The 19,225-nt window shown below is 43.1% G+C and carries 19 protein-coding genes; 8 read left to right on the forward strand and 11 right to left on the reverse strand.

The genetic code is table 11. The annotated features are described in order from the left end of the window. Window positions 1–2 precede the first annotated feature (2 nt). The 3 genes from PBT90_RS00905 (at window position 3) to argJ (ending at window position 3,558) form a co-directional block, all read left to right on the forward strand. Complete coding sequence (locus tag PBT90_RS00905) at window positions 3–1,196, forward strand: aspartate aminotransferase family protein (protein WP_264808482.1); 1,194 nt, start codon at window positions 3–5, stop codon at window positions 1,194–1,196. Window position 1,197: 1 nt separating this feature from the next. Next, on the forward strand, window positions 1,198–2,241 hold the full coding sequence (gene argC / locus PBT90_RS00910; RefSeq protein ID WP_264808483.1) for an N-acetyl-gamma-glutamyl-phosphate reductase: 1,044 nt from the start codon (window positions 1,198–1,200) through the stop codon (window positions 2,239–2,241). Between the two features lie 105 nt (window positions 2,242–2,346). Further along, window positions 2,347–3,558 (forward strand): bifunctional glutamate N-acetyltransferase/amino-acid acetyltransferase ArgJ, encoded by a 1,212-nt coding sequence (argJ, locus tag PBT90_RS00915; RefSeq protein ID WP_264808484.1) that lies wholly within the window; start codon window positions 2,347–2,349, stop codon window positions 3,556–3,558. Between the two features lie 67 nt (window positions 3,559–3,625). Here argJ and PBT90_RS00920 read toward each other — a convergent pair whose 3' ends face one another. The 5 genes from PBT90_RS00920 to PBT90_RS00940 all read right to left on the reverse strand — a co-directional run bounded on the left by PBT90_RS00920 (window position 3,626) and on the right by PBT90_RS00940 (window position 9,231). Further along, window positions 3,626–4,234: a Uma2 family endonuclease gene (locus PBT90_RS00920; protein WP_264808485.1), complete on the reverse strand. Its 609-nt coding sequence runs from the start codon at window positions 4,232–4,234 to the stop codon at window positions 3,626–3,628. 77 nt (window positions 4,235–4,311) lie between these two features. After that, on the reverse strand, window positions 4,312–5,559 hold the full coding sequence (locus PBT90_RS00925; protein ID WP_264808486.1) for an NAD(P)/FAD-dependent oxidoreductase: 1,248 nt from the start codon (window positions 5,557–5,559) through the stop codon (window positions 4,312–4,314). A 121-nt stretch (window positions 5,560–5,680) separates the two neighbouring features. Continuing rightward, window positions 5,681–6,685, reverse strand: coding sequence for a 4-hydroxyproline epimerase (locus tag PBT90_RS00930; RefSeq protein WP_264808487.1), 1,005 nt, complete (start codon window positions 6,683–6,685; stop codon window positions 5,681–5,683). Between the two features lie 127 nt (window positions 6,686–6,812). Further along, on the reverse strand, window positions 6,813–8,267 hold the full coding sequence (locus PBT90_RS00935; protein WP_264808488.1) for an aldehyde dehydrogenase (NADP(+)): 1,455 nt from the start codon (window positions 8,265–8,267) through the stop codon (window positions 6,813–6,815). 73 nt (window positions 8,268–8,340) lie between these two features. Further along, window positions 8,341–9,231, reverse strand: coding sequence for a dihydrodipicolinate synthase family protein (locus tag PBT90_RS00940; RefSeq protein ID WP_264808489.1), 891 nt, complete (start codon window positions 9,229–9,231; stop codon window positions 8,341–8,343). Between the two features lie 129 nt (window positions 9,232–9,360). Between PBT90_RS00940 and PBT90_RS00945 the strand changes: the two genes are divergently transcribed. The 4 genes from PBT90_RS00945 (at window position 9,361) to PBT90_RS00960 (ending at window position 13,105) form a co-directional block, all read left to right on the forward strand. Continuing rightward, entirely contained in the window at window positions 9,361–10,227 is an 867-nt protein-coding gene (locus PBT90_RS00945) for an AraC family transcriptional regulator (protein WP_264808490.1), read from the forward strand. A 275-nt stretch (window positions 10,228–10,502) separates the two neighbouring features. Then, on the forward strand, window positions 10,503–11,039 hold the full coding sequence (locus PBT90_RS00950; RefSeq protein WP_264808491.1) for a hypothetical protein: 537 nt from the start codon (window positions 10,503–10,505) through the stop codon (window positions 11,037–11,039). Between the two features lie 22 nt (window positions 11,040–11,061). Further along, the gene (locus PBT90_RS00955) at window positions 11,062–11,271 is read left to right on the forward strand and encodes a hypothetical protein (protein WP_264808492.1); all 210 of its coding nucleotides are present in this window, start codon (window positions 11,062–11,064) and stop codon (window positions 11,269–11,271) included. A 148-nt stretch (window positions 11,272–11,419) separates the two neighbouring features. Continuing rightward, on the forward strand, window positions 11,420–13,105 hold the full coding sequence (locus PBT90_RS00960) for a DUF885 family protein (protein ID WP_320055341.1): 1,686 nt from the start codon (window positions 11,420–11,422) through the stop codon (window positions 13,103–13,105). Window positions 13,106–13,170: 65 nt separating this feature from the next. Here the strand turns inward: PBT90_RS00960 and PBT90_RS00965 are convergent, their stop codons facing one another. The 6 genes from PBT90_RS00965 to gltX all read right to left on the reverse strand — a co-directional run bounded on the left by PBT90_RS00965 (window position 13,171) and on the right by gltX (window position 17,430). Next, window positions 13,171–13,974 (reverse strand): Spy/CpxP family protein refolding chaperone, encoded by an 804-nt coding sequence (locus PBT90_RS00965; RefSeq protein ID WP_264808493.1) that lies wholly within the window; start codon window positions 13,972–13,974, stop codon window positions 13,171–13,173. A gap of 13 nt (window positions 13,975–13,987) precedes the next feature. Beyond that, window positions 13,988–14,299: a hypothetical protein gene (locus PBT90_RS00970; protein WP_264808494.1), complete on the reverse strand. Its 312-nt coding sequence runs from the start codon at window positions 14,297–14,299 to the stop codon at window positions 13,988–13,990. Continuing rightward, complete coding sequence (locus PBT90_RS00975) at window positions 14,289–14,783, reverse strand: RNA polymerase sigma factor (RefSeq protein WP_264808495.1); 495 nt, start codon at window positions 14,781–14,783, stop codon at window positions 14,289–14,291. The genes PBT90_RS00970 and PBT90_RS00975 overlap by 11 nt, the downstream gene beginning before the upstream one ends. 97 nt (window positions 14,784–14,880) lie before the next feature. Continuing rightward, window positions 14,881–15,558 carry a PorT family protein gene (locus tag PBT90_RS00980; RefSeq protein WP_264808496.1) on the reverse strand — a complete coding sequence of 226 codons (678 nt, stop codon included), beginning with the start codon at window positions 15,556–15,558 and terminating at the stop codon, window positions 14,881–14,883. A gap of 115 nt (window positions 15,559–15,673) precedes the next feature. Continuing rightward, complete coding sequence (locus PBT90_RS00985; RefSeq protein ID WP_264808497.1) at window positions 15,674–15,877, reverse strand: hypothetical protein; 204 nt, start codon at window positions 15,875–15,877, stop codon at window positions 15,674–15,676. Between the two features lie 11 nt (window positions 15,878–15,888). Beyond that, on the reverse strand, window positions 15,889–17,430 hold the full coding sequence (gene gltX / locus PBT90_RS00990) for a glutamate--tRNA ligase (protein ID WP_264808498.1): 1,542 nt from the start codon (window positions 17,428–17,430) through the stop codon (window positions 15,889–15,891). Window positions 17,431–17,882: 452 nt separating this feature from the next. Between gltX and PBT90_RS00995 the strand changes: the two genes are divergently transcribed. After that, window positions 17,883–19,202: a hypothetical protein gene (locus PBT90_RS00995; RefSeq protein WP_264808499.1), complete on the forward strand. Its 1,320-nt coding sequence runs from the start codon at window positions 17,883–17,885 to the stop codon at window positions 19,200–19,202. Window positions 19,203–19,225: the final 23 nt, after the last annotated feature.

Here is a 19,225-nt window from a genome sequence, read left to right on the forward strand (position 1 = left end):
CCATGAACAATTTAGATTTATACACTAAAGACAAAGAAAATTACCTTCCCACTTTTAACCGTTTTCCCTTGGCATTTATCAAGGGAAAAGGGAGTAGACTCTGGGATGCAAATGGGAAAGAATACATAGACTTACTAGCTGGAATAGCAGTAACTAATGTAGGACATTGTCACCCAAAAGTAGTTTCAGCAGTGCAAAAGCAAGCCGCTGAACTGATGCATATTTCCAACTTTTTTGTAACTCCGCAGCAGGTTGCACTTAGCGAGTTGTTAGTGAAAATCTCAGGATTAGACCGGGTTTTCTTGACGAATTCAGGTGCTGAATCTGTGGAGGGAGCGATCAAAATTGCCCGTAGATATGCGCATAAGCATGGACTAGGCGGGAAAATCATTTCTATGCAAAACTCTTTTCACGGCCGTACGCTGGCTACCATTGCGACTGGGCAGGAGAAATATCAGCAGGGCTTTGGCCCGATCCCAACAGGATTTGCTCAAGTGCCTTTTAATGACCTTTCAGCAGTGGAAGCTGCGATTGATAAAGAAACTTCCGCAGTGATTGTGGAGCCGATTCAAGGTGAAGGAGGAGTTGTTCCTGCGGAAAAAGCGTATTTGGAAGGATTGCGAAACTTATGTGATGAGAAAGGTATTTTGTTGATTTTTGACGAAATCCAGTGTGGAATTGGTAGAACAGGGAAATGGTTTGCTAAGGATCATTTCGGAGTGCAGCCGGATATCATGACTTTGGCCAAAGGCCTAGGCGGAGGAGCGCCAATAGGGGCTATTCTCTGTAATGATAAGGTGGCTAACGCAATAGAGTTTGGTGATCATGGGACGACTTTCGGAGGAAATCCACTGGTGGCCGCTTCTGCTATAGCCACGATAGAAGTGATCAATGAGGAGCATCTCTGCAAAAGAGCTACTGAAACCAGTGAATGGCTGAGAGGCAAACTGGCTGAGTTGATCGCAAAACACGATGAGCTGGTAGATGTCCGAGGTGTAGGCTTGATGCTAGGAATTATCATGAAATCTGAAGCCAAGCCTGTGGTATTGCGTCTTTTGGAAGAGGGGGTTGTAGCCAATGCTACTGCCGGGAATATTTTAAGACTGGTGCCTGCGCTGAATATCAGCAGAGATGAATTGAATTTGTTTCTTGAAAAACTAGATGCAGTCCTTTCCGAAACCAAAATATCAGCCTAAGATGAACAAAGAGAAATTAAAAGTAGCCATAGTCGGTGCCTCTGGATTTACAGGGTCGGAACTAGCGAGATTATTATCTGACCACCCGAAGGTAGAGATCAAAATGATCACTTCAGAATCCCATCAGGGAAAGCCATTTTCGGAGCTGCATCCGCAGTTTTTTGATCGATTGGACATTCCACTGGTCAGTGCTGAGGAGGTTTCCAAGGAGGAGTTGGATGTGATATTTTTGGCTTTGCCTCATGGAGTTTCCATGGATTTTGTGGCAAAGTGGAAAGATTCAGGAGCCAAAATCATTGATCTCTCAGGAGATTTTAGGCTTTCTACCAAAGAAGTCTATGAAGAATGGTATAACAAAAAGCATAGCTATCCAGAAGGATTTGCGACTGCTGTTTATGGTTTGCCTGAGCTTTTTTCAGAAAAAATCAAACCTGCTACTCTGGTCGCAAACCCGGGATGCTATCCCACTGCCTCCATTTTAAGTTTAGCTCCTCTTTTTGCGAAGCAGCTTATCAAGGAAAACTCGGTGATCATAGATGCTAAATCCGGCTTGACCGGAGCTGGAATCAAAGCCAGTGCGACTACTCATTTTTCTAATGTGAATGAAAATTTCAAGGCATACGGAATAGCAGGACATAGGCATACAATTGAAATAGAAGAACAACTGGGAGGATTGGCAGGCGGCCAAACTGCGGTTCAGTTTACGCCACATTTGCTTCCCGTAGATCGAGGTATTTTAGTGACAGCTTATGCACAGGTAAGTGGAGAAATGGATCAGGAAAGGCTTACAGAGATCTATCGTGATTTCTATAAAGACAAGCCTTTTGTGCGACTAAGAAATCAGGCTCCGGGAATCAAAGATGTACGAGGAAGTCACTATTGTGATGTATTTCCGGTGTGGGACAAAAGAACGAACCGCGTTATTGCGATATCTGCCATTGATAATTTACTAAAAGGAGCGGCAAGTCAAGCGGTTCATAACATGAACTTAATGTTTGGTTTGGAGGACGCAGAAGGGCTAGCTCAGATACCATTAAAACCCTAAGCAGACAGTAGACAGAAGTCGCCTAAATGCTAGAGTTGAGCTGCTTCTATGCATAGTTAGCTTTTTGGTAAAAAGAGGATTTATAAAATCATAATTTAGAAAAAGATGATACAGAATATTACGAATGTTCGCGGCATCAAATGCTGGGGAGCACATACAGGCGTGAAATCCATGAAACGGGATTTGGCCATAATTTATTCGGAAGTCCCAGCAGCAGCGGCGGGGACTTTGACTCAAAATAAGGTGCGGGCTGAGCCTATCAAAATCACCGAGAAAAATCTGGAAAATAACCGTGCTCAGGTGATCATTTGCAACGCTGGAAATGCAAATGCATGTACCGGTGAGCAGGGAAGAGAAGGAGCAGAGGCTATGGTAAAAACCACCGCTGAGCTATTGAGGATTCCAGAAGAGGATGTGATAGTAGCATCTACAGGTATCATCGGTGTGGAGTTTCCCACAGAAGATGTGGTAGAGGGGCTCAAAGTCAACATCCCTAAACTCAGTGATGAGTTGAAAGCAGGTTCTTTTGTGGCCAATGCGATTTTAACCACAGATACCTTTGCCAAAGAGGGATTTGTTGATTTTGAACATGACGGCACCAAAATTAATATGGCTGGTGTAGCTAAGGGTTCCGGCATGATCCATCCTAACATGGCAACTATGCTTGCTTTTATAGTGACGGATTTCAATATCGATGAAAAGCTGCTTCAAGAGGCTGTGAGCTACTGCGTAGATCGTTCATTTAACATGATCACAGTAGATGGAGACACGTCTACCAATGACATGGTTGCAGTCATGGCAAATGGCCTGGCCGGAAACAGAAAGGTGAAAAGTAAGGAAGATCCAGGCTATGAGCTGTTTCAGGAAAAACTGCTTCAAATTCTTACCCACCTTGCAAAACTAATAGTTTCGGACGGAGAAGGTGCCTCAAAATTTGTAGAATATAAAGTGACCAAAGCAAGAACTGAGGCCATTGCCAGAACCATTGTTCGGTCTATTTCAGACTCTACTTTGGTGAAAACAGCTATGTTTGGTCGTGATCCAAACTGGGGAAGAATCATAGCAGCAGCGGGGAATGCAGGGGTTTCTTTCAACTATAAAAAGGTGAATCTCTATATCGGTGATCAAAATCACCTAGTTCAGGTGCTGGACAAAGGAAACCCGGTGGAGTTTGAAAAGTCATACATGAAAAAATTGCTTCGTGAATCCCATATTCGCGTTCACATGGAACTGAATACCGGTGAAGAAGAAGGAATAGGCTGGGGATCAGATCTGACCACGGATTACGTGATGTTCAATTCTGTTTATACGACTTGATAAATACTTTGCCTTGACTGTCAAAAGTTATCCTGCTTCTCTTGAAGCAGGATTTTTTTATGTCTTTCTAATCTATTTTTTCAAAAAACTTCTCAAGATCCAGTTCAAATCCGGCGATGCATTCAGACTTGACGATGTCTCCACGTGTAAAAAGTCTGGAAGGATTATACTTTCCGTCGATCAGGCTATAGATCATCAGCGTCTCCTCAGAGGGATGAATAACCCAATATTCACGCACACCGGATTCCTCGTAAACTTCATATTTGTTCTTTAACTCCTTCTTATTATTCCCTGGAGAAAGTACTTCTACGATTAAATCCGGAGCACCTAGACAACCTGCATCATCTAATTTCGAACGATCGCAAACCACACATATATCAGGCTGAACTACCGTGAATATGTCTTCATTCTTTCGGGATTTCACTGGGAGCCTTACGTCAAATGGGGCGATAAATGCTTCGCAGGGTTTATTTTCGAGGAATTGTAAAAATGCTGAACCTAAACGTAGGACTATCTGCTGATGCTTCATTCTCGGCGCAGCGGCAGCAGATCGAAACACTTTTCCCTTGATGAGCTCGACCATTTCATCGATATCCCAAGTCAGATAGTCCGCATAAGAATATACGCCATATTCTGTAAATGGCTCTTTTACAAGATCTTTTTCATCTGATTCCATAAATGAAAGTTAATGAAATGGCTTGAAAAAACAGTAATCATAAAAAGTCCTTCGAGGTTCTGAAAACCTCAAAGGACTCACATGTATCTATCCACTTCAAAACCTTTCAGTCCCAAGGTAGTGTCCTTTTGCTGATGTAATTCGCTGATGATTTTACCTGAAGCTGGAGCCAAACTGATTCCCATCATGGAGTGACCAGAATTCACCATTACGTTTGAATATCCAGGAGCAAAACCAATGTACGGAAGTCCGTCTGGAGAGCAGGGTCTCAGCCCTTTCCAAATTTTATTTTGTTCCGGAAATTTGGCCTCGAAGTCAGGGTAAAAGCGATTGATGGATTCAAAAATCCCTTTTACCCGATTCATGTTGATTTGTTGATTGGTACCGGCAATTTCCATAGTGCCTCCGAATCGTACTTGCTCCCCATAGGGGCTTACTGCTACTTTCATTTCAGTTAGGATCGAGGATTGGATGATCTCAGGTTGGTTTTCCTGTAGGAAAGAATAACCTTTTCCGCCCATCATAGGAAGATTGAAGCCAAGCATATCCGCCAATTTTCCAGACCAAGATCCCCCACAAAGTATAACTTTCTCAGCCTCGATTTTTCCCTGATCTGTGATGACAGCTTTGATGCTATCGCTACTTTTTTCGAAACCAGTTACAGTAGTGTTTGGAAGGAATTTCACTCCTTTTTCCAGCAAATAGCTCTTTAGAAAACCATATAGTTTCCCGGGATCCAAGTGGGCATCTCCAGGAAAACGGACTGCCCCACGGGCTTTAACTTCCAAGTTTGGCTCGAAAGTCCTAATGTCCGCTGGACTAAGGATATCTGCCTGTAAACCGTTCGCATTCGCGAGATGGGCAAATTCGATTTCCTCCTTTTCCACTGCTTCAGTCTGATAGATCATCATCAAACCCTTCTCCTGAAGAGCGATTAACGATTCTGGATGCTCATCCCGAAACTCCTGATAGAGTGCTTTGCTGAGTAAACTCAGGTTTTTCAAAATTGGAACACTTCGCTCCACGTGTTTAGGATTGGCTGCTCTATAAAACTGATAACACCACTTCAGTAATTTGGCATCCAGACGCGGATGGATGTAAAAGGGGCTTTTGGAAGAAAACATCCAGGAAATCCCCTTGCTGATCATGCCTGGCGCCGCCAAGGGAATAATATGGCTCGGCACGATCATGCCGGCATTTCCGGTGGAGCAGTTCACTTGCATATCTCCCTGATCGATTACCTGCACCTCGACTCCTTCCTTTTGAAGATAATAGGCAGTGAAAAGACCGACTATTCCGCCTCCGATGATGATTGTTGGTTTCATATTTATAGCACAACCTTTGAGGTTTATAAAACCTCGAAGGTTTAGTTAATAAGTACTTTTCAGAAAAGACCTTCGAGGAGATTATTTGCTCCTTTGTCGCTCATAATGACACCTCAAAGGACTAAATGACTTGGAATCCATGCACATAGGGATCGTCGTCGTCCAGAATGATGGTGTTATATCCATACACTTTCGCCCAACCTTCTATGCTTGGAATGATGGCTGGTTTGCCGGCAATTTCTGTTTCTTCCTCAATTCTGCCGATGAATTTGGAGCCAATGAAGCTCTCGTGGATGAAATCTTCTCCTGGTTTCAGAAGCCCTTTTGCATACCATTGTGCCAGTCTGGCTGAGGTTCCGGTTCCACAAGGCGAGCGGTCTATAGCTTTGTCTCCGTAAAATACTGCATTGCGAGCTGTACTCTTAGGATCCAGTGTTTTGCCTGTCCAAAGCACATGTGAAAGCCCTTTGATCGCTGGATGCTCAGGATGGACAAATTCATATTGTTCATTCATTTTTTTGCGAAGCGAGCGAGCCATAGAGATCAACTGCTCGGCTTTGTAATGCTCCAGGCCTTGGAAATTTTCCTGCGGATCTACGATGCAGTAGAAGTTACCTCCATAGGAAACGTCCACGGTCAGTTTTCCCAGTTCGTCGGACTCAATTTCCAATCCTTCAGCAGCCAGAAAGCTCTTGACATTCGTGAGTTTGACAGATTTTACTTTATTGCCTTCTTGCTTATACTCCACCAAAACCAGTCCTGCCGGGGTTTCCAGCCTCAGTTTTCCGGGGTTTTTTGGAAAGATCAACCCTTCCTCTATTGCAATGGTGACTGTGCCTATGGTTCCATGTCCGCACATGGCTAGGCAGCCGCTGGTTTCTATGAAAAGCACTGCCACATCATTTTCAGGATCATGAGGAGGGAAAAGCATGGAGCCCGACATCATATCATGACCCCTAGGCTCAAACATTAAACCTGTCCGGATCCAATCCAGATTTTCTAGAAAATACTGGCGCTTTTCCAGCATATTGTCACCTTTCAAAAAGGGGACTCCCCCAGAAACTACCCGCACCGGATTGCCACAGGTATGGGCATCGATGCAGGAGAAAGTGTGTCGTGTTGACATGAACTAATTCAAAATTGAAATATTTGAAGATTGGAGAATTGACATAGTGTTTTAAGTCGGACAGCGGGGTTAGACGCATATTTGTTCAATGACCTATGGAGTCCAGCATAATGCGGTAAATCTCAAATCAGTTAATTTTCTCAACCGTAAACTTCCCGTTCACCTGTCGCACAATTTTCAGCGGGTTATCATTTTTCAAAGCATCAGGCAAAAGATCCTCCGGCATATCCTGAAAGGCTATCGGTCTGGCAAAACGCTTGATGGCATGTGAACCTACAGATGTACTGCGCGGGTCAGTAGTGGATGGGTAAGGCCCACCGTGCTGCATAGCGTAGCCTACTTCTACGCCTGTAGGGACGCCTTGGAAGAGTAATCTCCCGCATTTTTCTTCCAGAATATTGATCAATGCTGCATTTTGTTTCAGTTCCGGAATATCTCCCCACACGGTGATGGTCAACTGGCCATGGAGTTTCTTAGCTATTTCCATCAGTTCATTCGGAGAATCATACACTACCATGAATGCAAATGCTCCAAATACCTCTTGCTGGAATACATCGTCTGCCAGCCAATCTGCGGCTGTGATTTGTGCCAAAGCAGGGCTGCCGTTGATCTGGTGCTTTGGATCTGCGACTTTGATCCACTTAAGTTCGTTTCGAGTCTGATAATACGCTATGGCTTCGTAATAAGATTTGGCTATGCCCGGGTGTAGCATTGGAGAGCCGGCAATGTCCTTTAAGGCTTGGGCAGTAGCTGTTTCAAATTCCTCAGCATGTTCTTTTGGAACAAAGATCAATCCCGGATTGGTACAAAACTGTCCCGAACCCAAAGTCAGGGAGTTCACATAGGCTTGTGCCAAAGGAATCAGCTCATTTTCAAGTTTTTCTGGGAAAGTGAATACAGGGTTTACAGATCCCATTTCTGCATAGACCGGAATAGGTTCTTCTCGTTTTGATGCGAGGTCAAATAGGGCTTTACCTCCGTTGAATGAGCCGGTAAATGCCACCGCCTTTGCCGCTGGATGTTGAACTAAAGCCTGTCCTACGTCTATTCCTCCTTCCACATGTATAAAAACACCTTCTGGAAGATTAGACTCGAGTACTGCTTTGTGGATGCAATCTGCTACCAAAATTGAAGTTTCTGGATGAGCTGGATGGCCTTTGTAGATTACCGGACAGCCAGAAGCCAAGGCTGAGGCAGTATCTCCGCCAGCAGTAGAAAATGCCAATGGGAAATTACTGGCTCCAAAAACTACCACTGGTCCTACAGGGATCAGCATTCGTCGGATGTCGGCCTTTGGTAATGGCTCGCGATGCGGATCTCCTGGATCTATGGTGGCTTCCAGCCAACTTCCCTCTCTGACCATATTGGCAAAAAGCTTGATTTGGCCTACGGTACGGCCTAGTTCCCCGTTGATTCTACCTTCAGGAAGATTAGATTCCTTGACAGCTACAGGTACAATTTTAGATCGGTTGGACTCTAGCGTATCAGCGATTTTGTCCAGAAAATCTGCCCTCTCATTGCCTGGCAGATTTTTGTATTGTAAAAAAGCCTCAGTGGCTGCATTGAAAATTTGATCGATCATGTTATTGTGAGTTTAAAAGGTTGAACTTGAAGATAGGAAAAAGGCGCAAGAGGTATGCCATCCAGGCTAGACTTTAAAGCTTTGGCCTATTGGATATCCCGTCTTGGATTATTTTCTCAACCCGTGCACGCTCTTCCCCGATCAAGGTCAGTCGCGGAGCTCGCACATGCTCAGATCCTATGCCGCAGTGTTGTTCGGCTAGCTTGATGTATTGAACCAACTTTGGGTGAATGTCCAGTTCCAAAAGGGGTAAAAACCAGCGGTAGATTTCTCTGGCTTCATCCAACCTCCCTTCATTGATTAGCTCAAAAATAGTGACGGTTTCCTTTGGGAATGCGCAGACCAAACCAGCGACCCACCCATCTGCTCCCATGAGCAATTCTTCCATGGCAAGCGTATCCACTCCGCAGAGCAACTTGAATCTATCGCCAAATCTATTTCTCATTCGGGTGACATTGGAAATATCTCGGGTGGATTCCTTGATGGCCTGAATGTTTTCACATTCTTCCAGCTCGGCAAACATATCTATGGTTACCAGAGTTTTGTAATCCACAGGATTGTTATAGATCATGATGGGCAAATCCGTGCTGTTGGCCACAGTTTTGAAGTAGCTCACAACCTCCCGCGCATCCGCTGCATAACGCATAGGTGGTAAGATCATCAAGCCAGAAGCTCCGAGTTCCTTAGCTTTGGCAGCCCAGAAAAGTGCATCTTGAGTAGCGCCTTCGGCTATGTTCAGTATGACCGGCACCTTGCCGTCCAGGTATTTGACGGTTTCCCTGGTCAGCGTGATTTTTTCTTCTTGGGACAATACTGAACTTTCGCCCAGGGTTCCGCCAAGGATGATTCCATGAACTCCAGATTCAAGCTGAAAGTCTATATTCTTAAAAAACAAATCCATATCCAGACTTCCGTCTGCATGGAACTTGGTCGTTACTGCCGGGAATACTCCTTTCCAATTCATAGTTTTTTCTTACAAAAATAGCCTGTATAAATTTGCGAAGAATGTTGTGGTTTAGTAAAAAATGATTCTATGTTGATTAAATATTCTTAAATTCATATAATTACAATTAATTCAAGCCTATAATTTCCTATGAGTAAAGTTATATCCTTTCAAATCCCAAAGTCGGAAAGGACTTTTATCCAATATCAAGAAGATAGAGGAAAACACTTTTACAGTAAACTTCATCAGCACCCCGAAGCGCAGATCACACTTATAGTGGAGGGGAGAGGACAGATTTTAGTAGGGGATTACGTGGGTCGCTTTGAGCCGGGAGATGTGTTTTTACTAGGCGAAAATATTCCTCACGTATTTCGTAGTGACAGTGAGTATTTTTTGGAAACAAGTAAATTGAGAATAGCTGGCAATACCTTGTTTTTTGACTTTGGAGCACTTGGGAAGGCCTTGGAAGAGGTGGAGGAAATGCATGAGCTGGCTAAAATCTCTGAGCTGGCCAATGGCTGTTTTCAGCTGAAAGGGCAAATGCAGGAAAAGGTCACGGCATTGATGTCGGATTTTGGAAGATTAGCAGGTTTAGAACGATTATCAAAAAGTATCTATTTACTCAGTCTACTGGATTTTAACTCTGAAGAATTGGTTCCGCTCAACCAAATACCGGTACGACGCTCCATGAATGAGCGAGATGGCAAGAGGATGGATCAGGTGATGCGGTTTATTTTAGAAAACAGTGGTAGACAGATTTCACTCGAAGAAGTGGCTGAGCAAGCGTATATGAGTAAAGAAGCATTTTGTAGGTTTTTCAAGCTTAGAACCAGAAAGACTTTTACGCAGTATATCCAGCAGCTAAGAATTACCGAGGCAAAGAAGCTGCTGCTGGAAACGGACTTAAGCATTGCTCAGATTTCCTATCAGGTAGGTTTTCAGACTCTTTCCCATTTCAATAAAACTTTTAAAAGCTTAACCGATATGACTCCCAAAGACTGGCGGAAATTGGAATAATGGCCGCCAAATATTGATGGAAACACTTTTTTGCTATGAATGCGCCCATTCCAAGCAAGGATTGTACTTATTAAACTATGATTTTTGGGGAATAATATGCCCGAATTCGGGTTAGTGAGTGTGTTCGGAAAATGAGTTACTCTGGGGAAGAGTATTGGCTTTTCTAGTGCAAAACAACCTTCATTGCCGTTTTATCCATCTTTTGCAGGTTGGAAAAGCGGGATGGGTAGATTCAGGCATCGCGTTTGGAAATATAGTTGGAAAACTAACCAACTATGAAGAAGATTATTTTGTCGATTAGCTTGGCGATGGCTATTGCAGTAGCATTTGCGCAGCAGCCTACCCGAGAGATAGACGATATCAACGAGGATAATTCTTGGCTTAAGCTGGGATTGAACTTTGGAGTGCCTGTGGGAGATATAGGAGATTATTCCTCATTTGCTTTTGGGGTAGATGTAGCTGCACAGTTTATGAGAACTGACAATTATGGTCTAGGTGTGGCTTCTGGATATACCAATTATTTTAAAAAGTCAGAGGTGGCCGGAGCTGAGGATTTTGGGGCTATTCCTTTAGGGGTCATGTTCAGGTATTACCCACAGCCTTCAGGTATTTTCGTGGGCACAGATGTGGGATACACATTTTTGACCGACGGTTTGATGAGTGATGGAGGTTTTTACATCCGTCCTCAGGTGGGTTATCACAATTATGACTGGAACCTATTTGCATTTTATAATCAGGTATTTACTTCAGATCCAGCAGCTGATGTGCAGGCTATTGGAGTGGCAGCGACATATAACATTCGATTCAAGTAAAATTTTATAAACTAGAAAAATCATGAAAAATCAATTGAAAAAGTATTCCGAACGTATTTTGTTAATGATGATGACGCTATTTGCTTCTGTGTCTGCCTTTGCGCAGGATGGAGGACTGGATATTGACGTGGATCTGGGTAAACCAGAATGGTATGAGCAGCCATGGGTCTGGGTAGTAGGGGGAGCAGTGTTTATTTTGATACTGGTGGCTCTGCTGAGAAAGAAAAGGTAAGGGGTTTTTGTAATAGGGAAAGGTCACTTCATTTGAGGTGACCTTTTTTTTGTGCCATCAGCAAAAATTTTGCAGCTCTTTATCAATAAGCAGCTATTATTCTTAGCACAAATAGTTATTATGGAATGAATTCCAATCCCAGCTAGCTATGATGAAAAAATCAGTGGTATTTCTGTACCTTATATTATTTGCCCACATGCTCTGGGCTACAGAGCTGGCAGAGACGTTGCAAACCTATCAGGCCGATTATGGTGCTCTGCGAAGATTATATACCAATTCCCTTACGGATGAGTATTTTTCCAGATTCCAGCAGTTCCACCAGAAGTATTTGGAAGATTTGGAGAAGGTGAATTATTCCGCTCTATCAGAAGACGGGAAGATTGATTATGTGCTTTTTAGAAATTACCTGGAAAAAGAGCTGGCAGAGCTGGAGATAGATCAGGCTTCCTTCGATGAAATATCTGAAGTTTTGGCATTTTCGAAGCCACTTGAGGAATTCTATCAGGGTAGACGAAGAGCTGAGAAACCAGAACCTCAGCAACTCGCCGCTTCCTGGAATGAAGTTGCAAAGCAGGTTGATGAACAATTGAAAAACCTTGCTTCTGCCCCCAAATATGACAGCTGGCAAAAGGCAGATCTGGCCGCAAGTGCAGTAGAATCTATGGCCAAAGTTACGGGAGAAGCTTACTCCTATTATTATGATTTTGATCCCATGTTCACTTGGTGGATGCCTGAGCCATGGAAAAAGCTGAATGATAGCATGATGGCCTATGCCCAAGCTTTGCGCGAGCACTACAGTAATTCAGTGAAAGATGATGGGAGCGGAATTATAGGGAAACCGATCGGCAGAGCTGCGCTAGAAAAGCAATTGGCTTTCGAGATGATCGCTTATAGTCCGGAAGAACTGATCGCAGAGGCGGAGAAGCAATTTGCTTGGTGCGAAAAAGAAATGCTAAAAGCATCCAATGAACTTGGGTATGGTGATGATTGGAAAGCTGCGCTTGAAATGGTCAAGGAAACCTACTTTCCTGCCGGGGATTGGCCTGGGGAGGTGATCAGATTAGCTGAGGAGGCCACGGATTATGTGGAAGCCAATGATTTGGTAACAGTGCCGCCTTTGGCAAAGGAGACTTGGAGAACTGTTATGATCTCTGCAGAGCGCCAGCGGATCAGCCCATTCTTTTTGGGGGGTGAATCTATTCAGATTGCCTACCCAACATCTGAAATGAGTCATGAGGATAAGATGATGAGCATGAGAGGAAATAATCCTCATTTTTCCAGAGCTACTGTCCAACACGAGTTGATACCTGGACATCATTTGCAGCAGTTTATGAATCAACGCCATATGGTTCATAGACGTATGTTTCGGACTCCATTTTGGACGGAAGGCTGGGCGTTGTATTGGGAGTTTGTTCTTTGGGACAAGGATTTCCCGAGAGATGCGAAGGATAAAGTTGGGATGCTGTTTTGGAGAATGCACCGCTGTGCGCGGATCATTTTCTCACTGAATTATCATCTGGAGCAAATGACTCCTCAGGAGTGTATTGATTTATTGGTGGACAAAGTAGGTCATGAGCGCGCCAATGCAGAAGCGGAGGTGCGCAGATCATTTACCGGGGGCTATGGTCCCTTGTACCAGATTGCCTATATGGTCGGAGCGTTGGAGTTTTACGCGTTAAGGGATGAAGTGGTTAATGAGGGCAAGATGACTGAGAAAGAATTTCATGACTTAATCCTGAGTCAAAATAATATGCCAGTGGAAATATTACGTGCAAAGGTGACCGGTACAGCCTTGAAAAAAGATCACAAGGCTAGCTGGAGGTTTTTGGATTGAGATTATAGAAAAAAAAGCAGTCCAGAATCTCTGGGCTGCTTTTTACTTATAAAACCATTACAACATTACTTTTTTGGCTCTTCTTTAAGTTTAATGATGATCACGCCATTTTTTCCTTTGTCGCCGAATTTTTCTATTGCTGAATTTCCTTTTAGGACTTCCATACTCTCAATTTGGTTAGGCTGGATTTTTTTGAGGTCCTTGATCTCTTTGTATCCATCCTTGGAGTCTAAGTAAAAAACAGGCTTCTCATTCTCATCAGTTCCGGCCACCATTACCGATACTTTAGGACTGTAGCTGCCACCGCCATCGACTTCTTCCTCATCGGTCCAGGTCATTCGATAGGAAGGCTGGCCAATTCTAATTTTGCTTCCTGGAATGGTAGTTCCGGTTCCGTAATTTGAAGAAAACCCTTGAGTCCCATTTACAAAGCCTTTTCCACGTAATACATACACTGACTTACTCTGCAGTTTTTCCTGCTGTTCAGGACTTAGCTCGTTTTTGATCGCAACCATGGTGCTGAGCTGCTGTTTTTTCATGGAGTTTTCCAGTGTCAATACTTTGTCCATTTGCTTTTGAACGGCAGTTTCATCGATTTTGGTTTGATCTAGCAGTTCTTTCAGTTTTTTGGTTTCCTCATCTAGGTCCCACTTTAAACTGCTGAATTTCCCTGCATTTTCACTGTGGATTTTCTTGATTTTGCTGGCCTGCGCGTCGGTAAGGTCCAGCTCAGAACGCATTTCCATGACCCGATCAGCAGAGAACAGGTTTTTCTGAAAAGGATCCTGGCTGTAGCCAATGGTAGTGAGTGCCTGGGCATGTGCTAGGCTAGTGCAGCATGCTAGGCATAGAATCAGTAGGTATTTCATTGGTGTTATTAGTTTAGTACTCTGTGAGCAAAGAAGCAGTAGGTGATTCCCAGGTATCCAGGAAAGTACTCTCTTCAATGGTGAAATGTTGATTTTGATTTTCGTCTTCTTGAAGCGTGATGATCACTACTTCGGGTGTAGGTTCTTCTATAGCAGAAGGTTTTGGTATAAATAGGAAAGCAAGGCTCATTGATGCCGCTATTCCAGCAGGAATCCAGAAGTTGAACTTCCGTGACTTGACTTCCGGAAAAGCCGGGATCTCAACTCGTTTATCCTGCTTTTTCATCTGATCAAAAAACCGCTCTAACTGTTCGTTATTTTCCATATTCTTGTTGGAGTTGAACTTTAGTGATTAATTCTTTGAGTTTCTTTTTACCGCGCTCATAGTGAGTTCTAGCGGTTCCTAATCCGATCTGTAGGATTTCAGCACTTTGAGCAATGGTCATCTGGTGATAAAACACCATCAGGATCACTTCCCTTTGCATATCGGGGAGTAGCTTGATGATCGCTTCATAATCCGTCTCATCTACCTCTTCAGTAGGCTCTACAGGATCGTAACTATCCAGAAGCGGAATCACCCGGCCTGCTTTTCGCAGTTCGTCTATGGCAGTGTACCGGATGATGGAGAAAAGCCAGGTTTTTGCTTTCGATGCATCCTTGAGCTTTGCCTGTCCTTCCAGAATCTTCAGATACGACTGCTGCAGCACATCCTTTGCGAGTTCATCTTCAAATGAGCAACACTGCCTTGCCCAAAGGTATGCATCCCGATGGTGGGCTTTGAGGATATGATCTAGCTGACTCCGATTCATTTACACAGGTTAGTCGGGATAAGCTCTCAATATATGACATGGGGAGCAAAAAAAATTGAAACCTTGTATGCTGAATGGCTCAGGAAGGTGAATGAATCTACTTAGGAGTTGAGGAGTTTTTTGATTCTCTGATCCTGAAAAGGTACGCGAGCGTAAATTCCAGATTGGTAGAGTTCATGTCAAAAATTCGGTCCTGTCCCTCTGGATTAGTGAAATCATAAGCGAATCGTACTTCACCAGTCAGCGTACTCTTACCAAAGAGCTTGGAAATTCCTGCACCTGCCGTGATGCCATACATGAGTCTTCTAGGATCATCTCCAGCTCCGCCGTAAGTGGGGATTTCCGGGGGAGAGGCATCGGCAAATTCTCTTTTGGTATCCTTGGCCTGGAGCAAATATCCAAAATGAGGGCCTAGTTTGATCTGAAACCTACCGGATCTGCCTAGGAAAAAGCTGGAAAGCACCGGGAGTTTGAGGTAATCAAATTGGGTTTCATTGGTCAGCAATACATCCGCTTCCTCGTCCTCGACCTGAGCGAAGCCTATGCTCAAGAACTGGAGGTTCACCTCAATCCCAGCATTTTTAGCATTGAAATGCTCAAATACCAGCGCAAATGTAGGTTTGCCAATGCCATCTACAGAAGTAGTCCGTGTGCTAGGTGTAGCTCGGTAAGAGTAAGCGGAGGTCGCATATCCGCCACGGATTCCCACGCTGGTCTGCGCCAAAGCCGCAAAAGATGCCAAAAATAAAATACCTGAAAGGAATACTCTTACCATGCCTAAAAGTAAGTAATTATAGAAATTGATCAGTCTGAAACTTAGTAAAGTTGCCTCGTCAGTACTATTAAAAAGGAGCTCCGAAATGAAGCTCCTTTTTATGGGTAGTGTGGAATTATCCCTTTTTCTTTTTATCCTTCAGGTCCAGATCATCCCTATCCTTGAGTTTTTTGTCCTCTACATTTTTGTTGAGAAACTCGTTGATTTTATCAATGGAAAATGAAGATGAGATCTCTCCGAAGGAATTGATGTCCATTTTGAACCCGTCCAAATCCTCATGGACTTTTGGGTCTTCATTTTTCTTTTTCTTCTTAGTCATAGCTTTTTGTTTTAGCCGATTACCTCTAAGGTAGCTAACGCAAATCTGATGCGCTTGGCCACTTCTTCGGCGCCTAAAATAGCAAAAATCTGCATTAAATCGGGTCCTGCACCTACCCCGGTCACTGCCAGACGGACTGCTTGCATTACCTTGCCTAGCTTGATTTCTTTCGCTTCAGCCGCTTCGCCAAGCATGGTTTTGGCAGTATCTGCATCAAAGTCAGTCCCTTTGAAAGCTTCTAGCATTTCAGCATATGCGGTGAGTACTGTCACTGCATCACTATTCCATCTTTTGGAAGCTACTCCCTGATCAAATTCTGTGGGTGAAATCACCACGAATTTACAGCCTTCCCAGATTTCGGAAGTGAAGACCACTCTGTCCTTCATCAGGGCCACGATGGCTTCGGCTGTTTCCGGTAGGATAGTGACCTCTTCCAAAGCTGCGTCTGAGACCACGTATTGGGCCAGTTCTGCATTAGATTTTTGGCGGAGGTATTGTTCATTATACCATTTGGCTTTTGAAATATCAAACTTGGTTCCGGCCTTACCTATACGTTCTATGGAAAATGCTTCTATTAATTCCTTCAAAGAGAAAATTTCGCGCTCATCACCCGGGTTCCATCCTAGGAATGCCAAAAAGTTCAGAAATGCATCGGAGAAATAACCTTGTTCACGGAAGCCTGCCGCAGTTTCCCCGTTTTCTTTATTTTCCCAGTTCAAAGGAAAAACAGGGAAGCCTAATTTGTCTCCATCACGCTTGGACAGTTTGCCGTTTCCGTCTGGCTTCAAAAGCAGCGGCAAGTGCGCAAACTCCGGCATGGTATCTTCCCATCCGAAAAATTTGTAAAGCAAGACATGCAGGGGAGCAGAAGGTAACCATTCTTCGCCTCGTATTACGTGAGTGATTCCCATCAAATGATCATCTACGATATTTGCCAAGTGGTAGGTAGGCATCCCGTCTGACTTCATCAGCACCTTATCATCCAGCGTGGAAGATTGTACCATGACCCAGCCACGGATCATATCGTTCAGCCGAACTTCTTCCTTTCGAGGGATCTTTACCCGGATCACATAAGGATCTCCTGATGCTAATCGTTCTTTCACTTCCTCTTCTGATAGAGTCAGTGAGTTTTTCATCTGTGTTCTGGTGATGCTATTGTATTGTGGCTGAACCACGCGGGCAGCGGTGAGACGCTCACGCATGGCTTCCAGTTCTTCAGAAGTATCAAAAGCATAATATGCATGGCCTTTTTTGACCAAATCCAATGCATATTGCATATAGTCAGGCTTACGCTCCGACTGGCGGTAGGGGCCTACAGCACCGGGATTCCACGGGCTTTCATCTGGGGTGATTCCCAGCCATTCCAGAGATTCCCTGATGTATTCTTCAGCTCCGGGTACGAAGCGGGTCTGATCTGTATCTTCTATTCGTAATAGAAACTTACCGCCCATTTTACGGGCAAAAAGGTAATTGTAAAGAGCGGTACGTACACCGCCTATATGCAATGGCCCCGTGGGTGAAGGGGCGAATCTTACTCGAACTTCTGTACTCATGCGTAGCTAGTATTTCTTAAAGAGGCCAAAGCCTCATCAATTCATAAATATCAGCTGCAAAGATAGGGATTTGTGTGCCTTTACGTAAGTCTATAATCTCATAAGGTCAGAAAAGTCACCTTCAAGTTGAAACGTATCCTTTAAAGAGCTATAAATTCAGGACGAAGAGATTAAAGATCAGAAATATTCGCTGTCAAAGTCCCTAAAATTATGCTTCCTGAAGATAAAAATAATCTTTCGCAGTGCTTCATAAAATTGAAATTATCTACAAGTCTTATAGAAGAAAATCGGACTGAAGTTCATGGTATTTGATTTTAACTAAGGACTAAAATGCAGTAAATCAAGAGGTTGTTATTTTCTATTTTCTGATAAAATTAGACGAGTTTAAACAATATGTTTACCTTTGCGGCACGAAAACAAACCATTTATTATTTACTATAAAAATCAGTAGAATGATCCAGAAAAATTACAAAAAAATCAAAAAAAATACAAAAATTGTATTTTTGTTAATGATGGTATTGACATTTTCGTGCGTTGAAAATGAAAACCTACCGATGAATCAAAATCAGGAGCTAATATCTGCTTCTGAGGAAAGAAGTTTAGAATATGAAAGAAAATTGGCGGAACTCACCTTGGTGTTCGGAGAAGTTCTAAAGGACAAAAGTGCAATGAAGGAACTTTTTTCCTTTTCAGAAATTGAGGGGAATTCTGGGAGTATAAAGTACAATCTCAAAACTTTGTTTCAAGAATCTAAAAGTCCAAACTCGAGGAGAAGTTCTGCAATTGTCGAAAGATTCAAAAGTTTGAATTCTCAAAATGCGAGATTGTCGCAAAGTGTATCTGTTGATGAGCTGATCAGTTTTATTGAAGAGCATAATATTTCAGTCACTGCGCCTTATTTGGCGGAAGATTTTGAGCTGGAAACTATTAATGAGATTACATTGTCCTGGTGGACTCAGGAATTTGAGGATCTTAATTTTCAGAAAAATGCCGATTGGACAGGTGAAACCAAAGCAGTAAAAATTAACCTGAATGAAGTTGCGGATTTGTCAATTGAAAGAATTTTGGGGGGAGATTATTTTTTGGTAGATGATGATTGGGCTGAAAAAAATCCAACAATTGTCCTTGGAAACTTTAAAATTCAGGCAGAGAAGAGTAATGCGAAAGTTCAGGTTGGAAGCAATTTTAGATCACTTGGGGCTCCTGTTGAACTTTGTAATTCAAATTATGAGACCAACCAACATTTAATTGCAAAAATGCCGGCATTTCGATTAGATGATAATTATGCCCCTTGGCCAAAAGATAATTTCATGTATTGTTGGGTGGCTTTTTCTGAAAGTATTACAGTTGGATCAAATGGTACTCCATCTATTGCTCCAGATGTAAATTATGTTTTACAAGATAAAGAAATTACTAGAAAAGAGGCTAGGATAAAAAGGTGGAAAAGTACTAATTCTCCCTTTATTATTTCAAATTGGAAGCCTGAAGCAGATGATATGTACGTAATTTGGGGGTATGAGAAATCAAATTCAACTCTTGAAGTTACTAGTTCAGTTAAAGCTACCAAGGATGGGATATCAACTGAATATGGTTTCAAAATGGTTTCTCAAACGGGAGTACAATTGGCATCGGCTCTTTCGTTTGACAAATGTTATACTATTCGCAATAATGTAAATGGAATAGATGTCGGGTTTGGTTATTATGGTGATACCTCACTTCCTAAATATGGAATGGGAAAAATTAGGATGTATTTCACATTAGAAACGCTATGAGGACTTTAAAATATCAATTATTA

Origin of the sequence: Algoriphagus sp. TR-M9 (assembly GCF_027594545.1) — a bacterium.
In the GTDB taxonomy this organism is placed as follows: Bacteria; Bacteroidota; Bacteroidia; order Cytophagales; family Cyclobacteriaceae; genus Algoriphagus; species Algoriphagus halophytocola.

Coding starts and splice junctions, on each gene's coding strand:
- PBT90_RS00905 (WP_264808482.1), top strand. CDS start 3: ATGAACAATTTAGATTTATACACTAAAGACAAAGAAAATTACCTTCCC.
- argC (WP_264808483.1), top strand. CDS start 1,198: ATGAACAAAGAGAAATTAAAAGTAGCCATAGTCGGTGCCTCTGGATTT.
- argJ (WP_264808484.1), top strand. CDS start 2,347: ATGATACAGAATATTACGAATGTTCGCGGCATCAAATGCTGGGGAGCA.
- PBT90_RS00920 (WP_264808485.1), bottom strand. CDS start 4,234: ATGGAATCAGATGAAAAAGATCTTGTAAAAGAGCCATTTACAGAATAT.
- PBT90_RS00925 (WP_264808486.1), bottom strand. CDS start 5,559: ATGAAACCAACAATCATCATCGGAGGCGGAATAGTCGGTCTTTTCACT.
- PBT90_RS00930 (WP_264808487.1), bottom strand. CDS start 6,685: ATGTCAACACGACACACTTTCTCCTGCATCGATGCCCATACCTGTGGC.
- PBT90_RS00935 (WP_264808488.1), bottom strand. CDS start 8,267: ATGATCGATCAAATTTTCAATGCAGCCACTGAGGCTTTTTTACAATAC.
- PBT90_RS00940 (WP_264808489.1), bottom strand. CDS start 9,231: ATGAATTGGAAAGGAGTATTCCCGGCAGTAACGACCAAGTTCCATGCA.
- PBT90_RS00945 (WP_264808490.1), top strand. CDS start 9,361: ATGAGTAAAGTTATATCCTTTCAAATCCCAAAGTCGGAAAGGACTTTT.
- PBT90_RS00950 (WP_264808491.1), top strand. CDS start 10,503: ATGAAGAAGATTATTTTGTCGATTAGCTTGGCGATGGCTATTGCAGTA.
- PBT90_RS00955 (WP_264808492.1), top strand. CDS start 11,062: ATGAAAAATCAATTGAAAAAGTATTCCGAACGTATTTTGTTAATGATG.
- PBT90_RS00960 (WP_320055341.1), top strand. CDS start 11,420: ATGATGAAAAAATCAGTGGTATTTCTGTACCTTATATTATTTGCCCAC.
- PBT90_RS00965 (WP_264808493.1), bottom strand. CDS start 13,974: ATGAAATACCTACTGATTCTATGCCTAGCATGCTGCACTAGCCTAGCA.
- PBT90_RS00970 (WP_264808494.1), bottom strand. CDS start 14,299: ATGGAAAATAACGAACAGTTAGAGCGGTTTTTTGATCAGATGAAAAAG.
- PBT90_RS00975 (WP_264808495.1), bottom strand. CDS start 14,783: ATGAATCGGAGTCAGCTAGATCATATCCTCAAAGCCCACCATCGGGAT.
- PBT90_RS00980 (WP_264808496.1), bottom strand. CDS start 15,558: ATGGTAAGAGTATTCCTTTCAGGTATTTTATTTTTGGCATCTTTTGCG.
- PBT90_RS00985 (WP_264808497.1), bottom strand. CDS start 15,877: ATGACTAAGAAGAAAAAGAAAAATGAAGACCCAAAAGTCCATGAGGAT.
- gltX (WP_264808498.1), bottom strand. CDS start 17,430: ATGAGTACAGAAGTTCGAGTAAGATTCGCCCCTTCACCCACGGGGCCA.
- PBT90_RS00995 (WP_264808499.1), top strand. CDS start 17,883: ATGATCCAGAAAAATTACAAAAAAATCAAAAAAAATACAAAAATTGTA.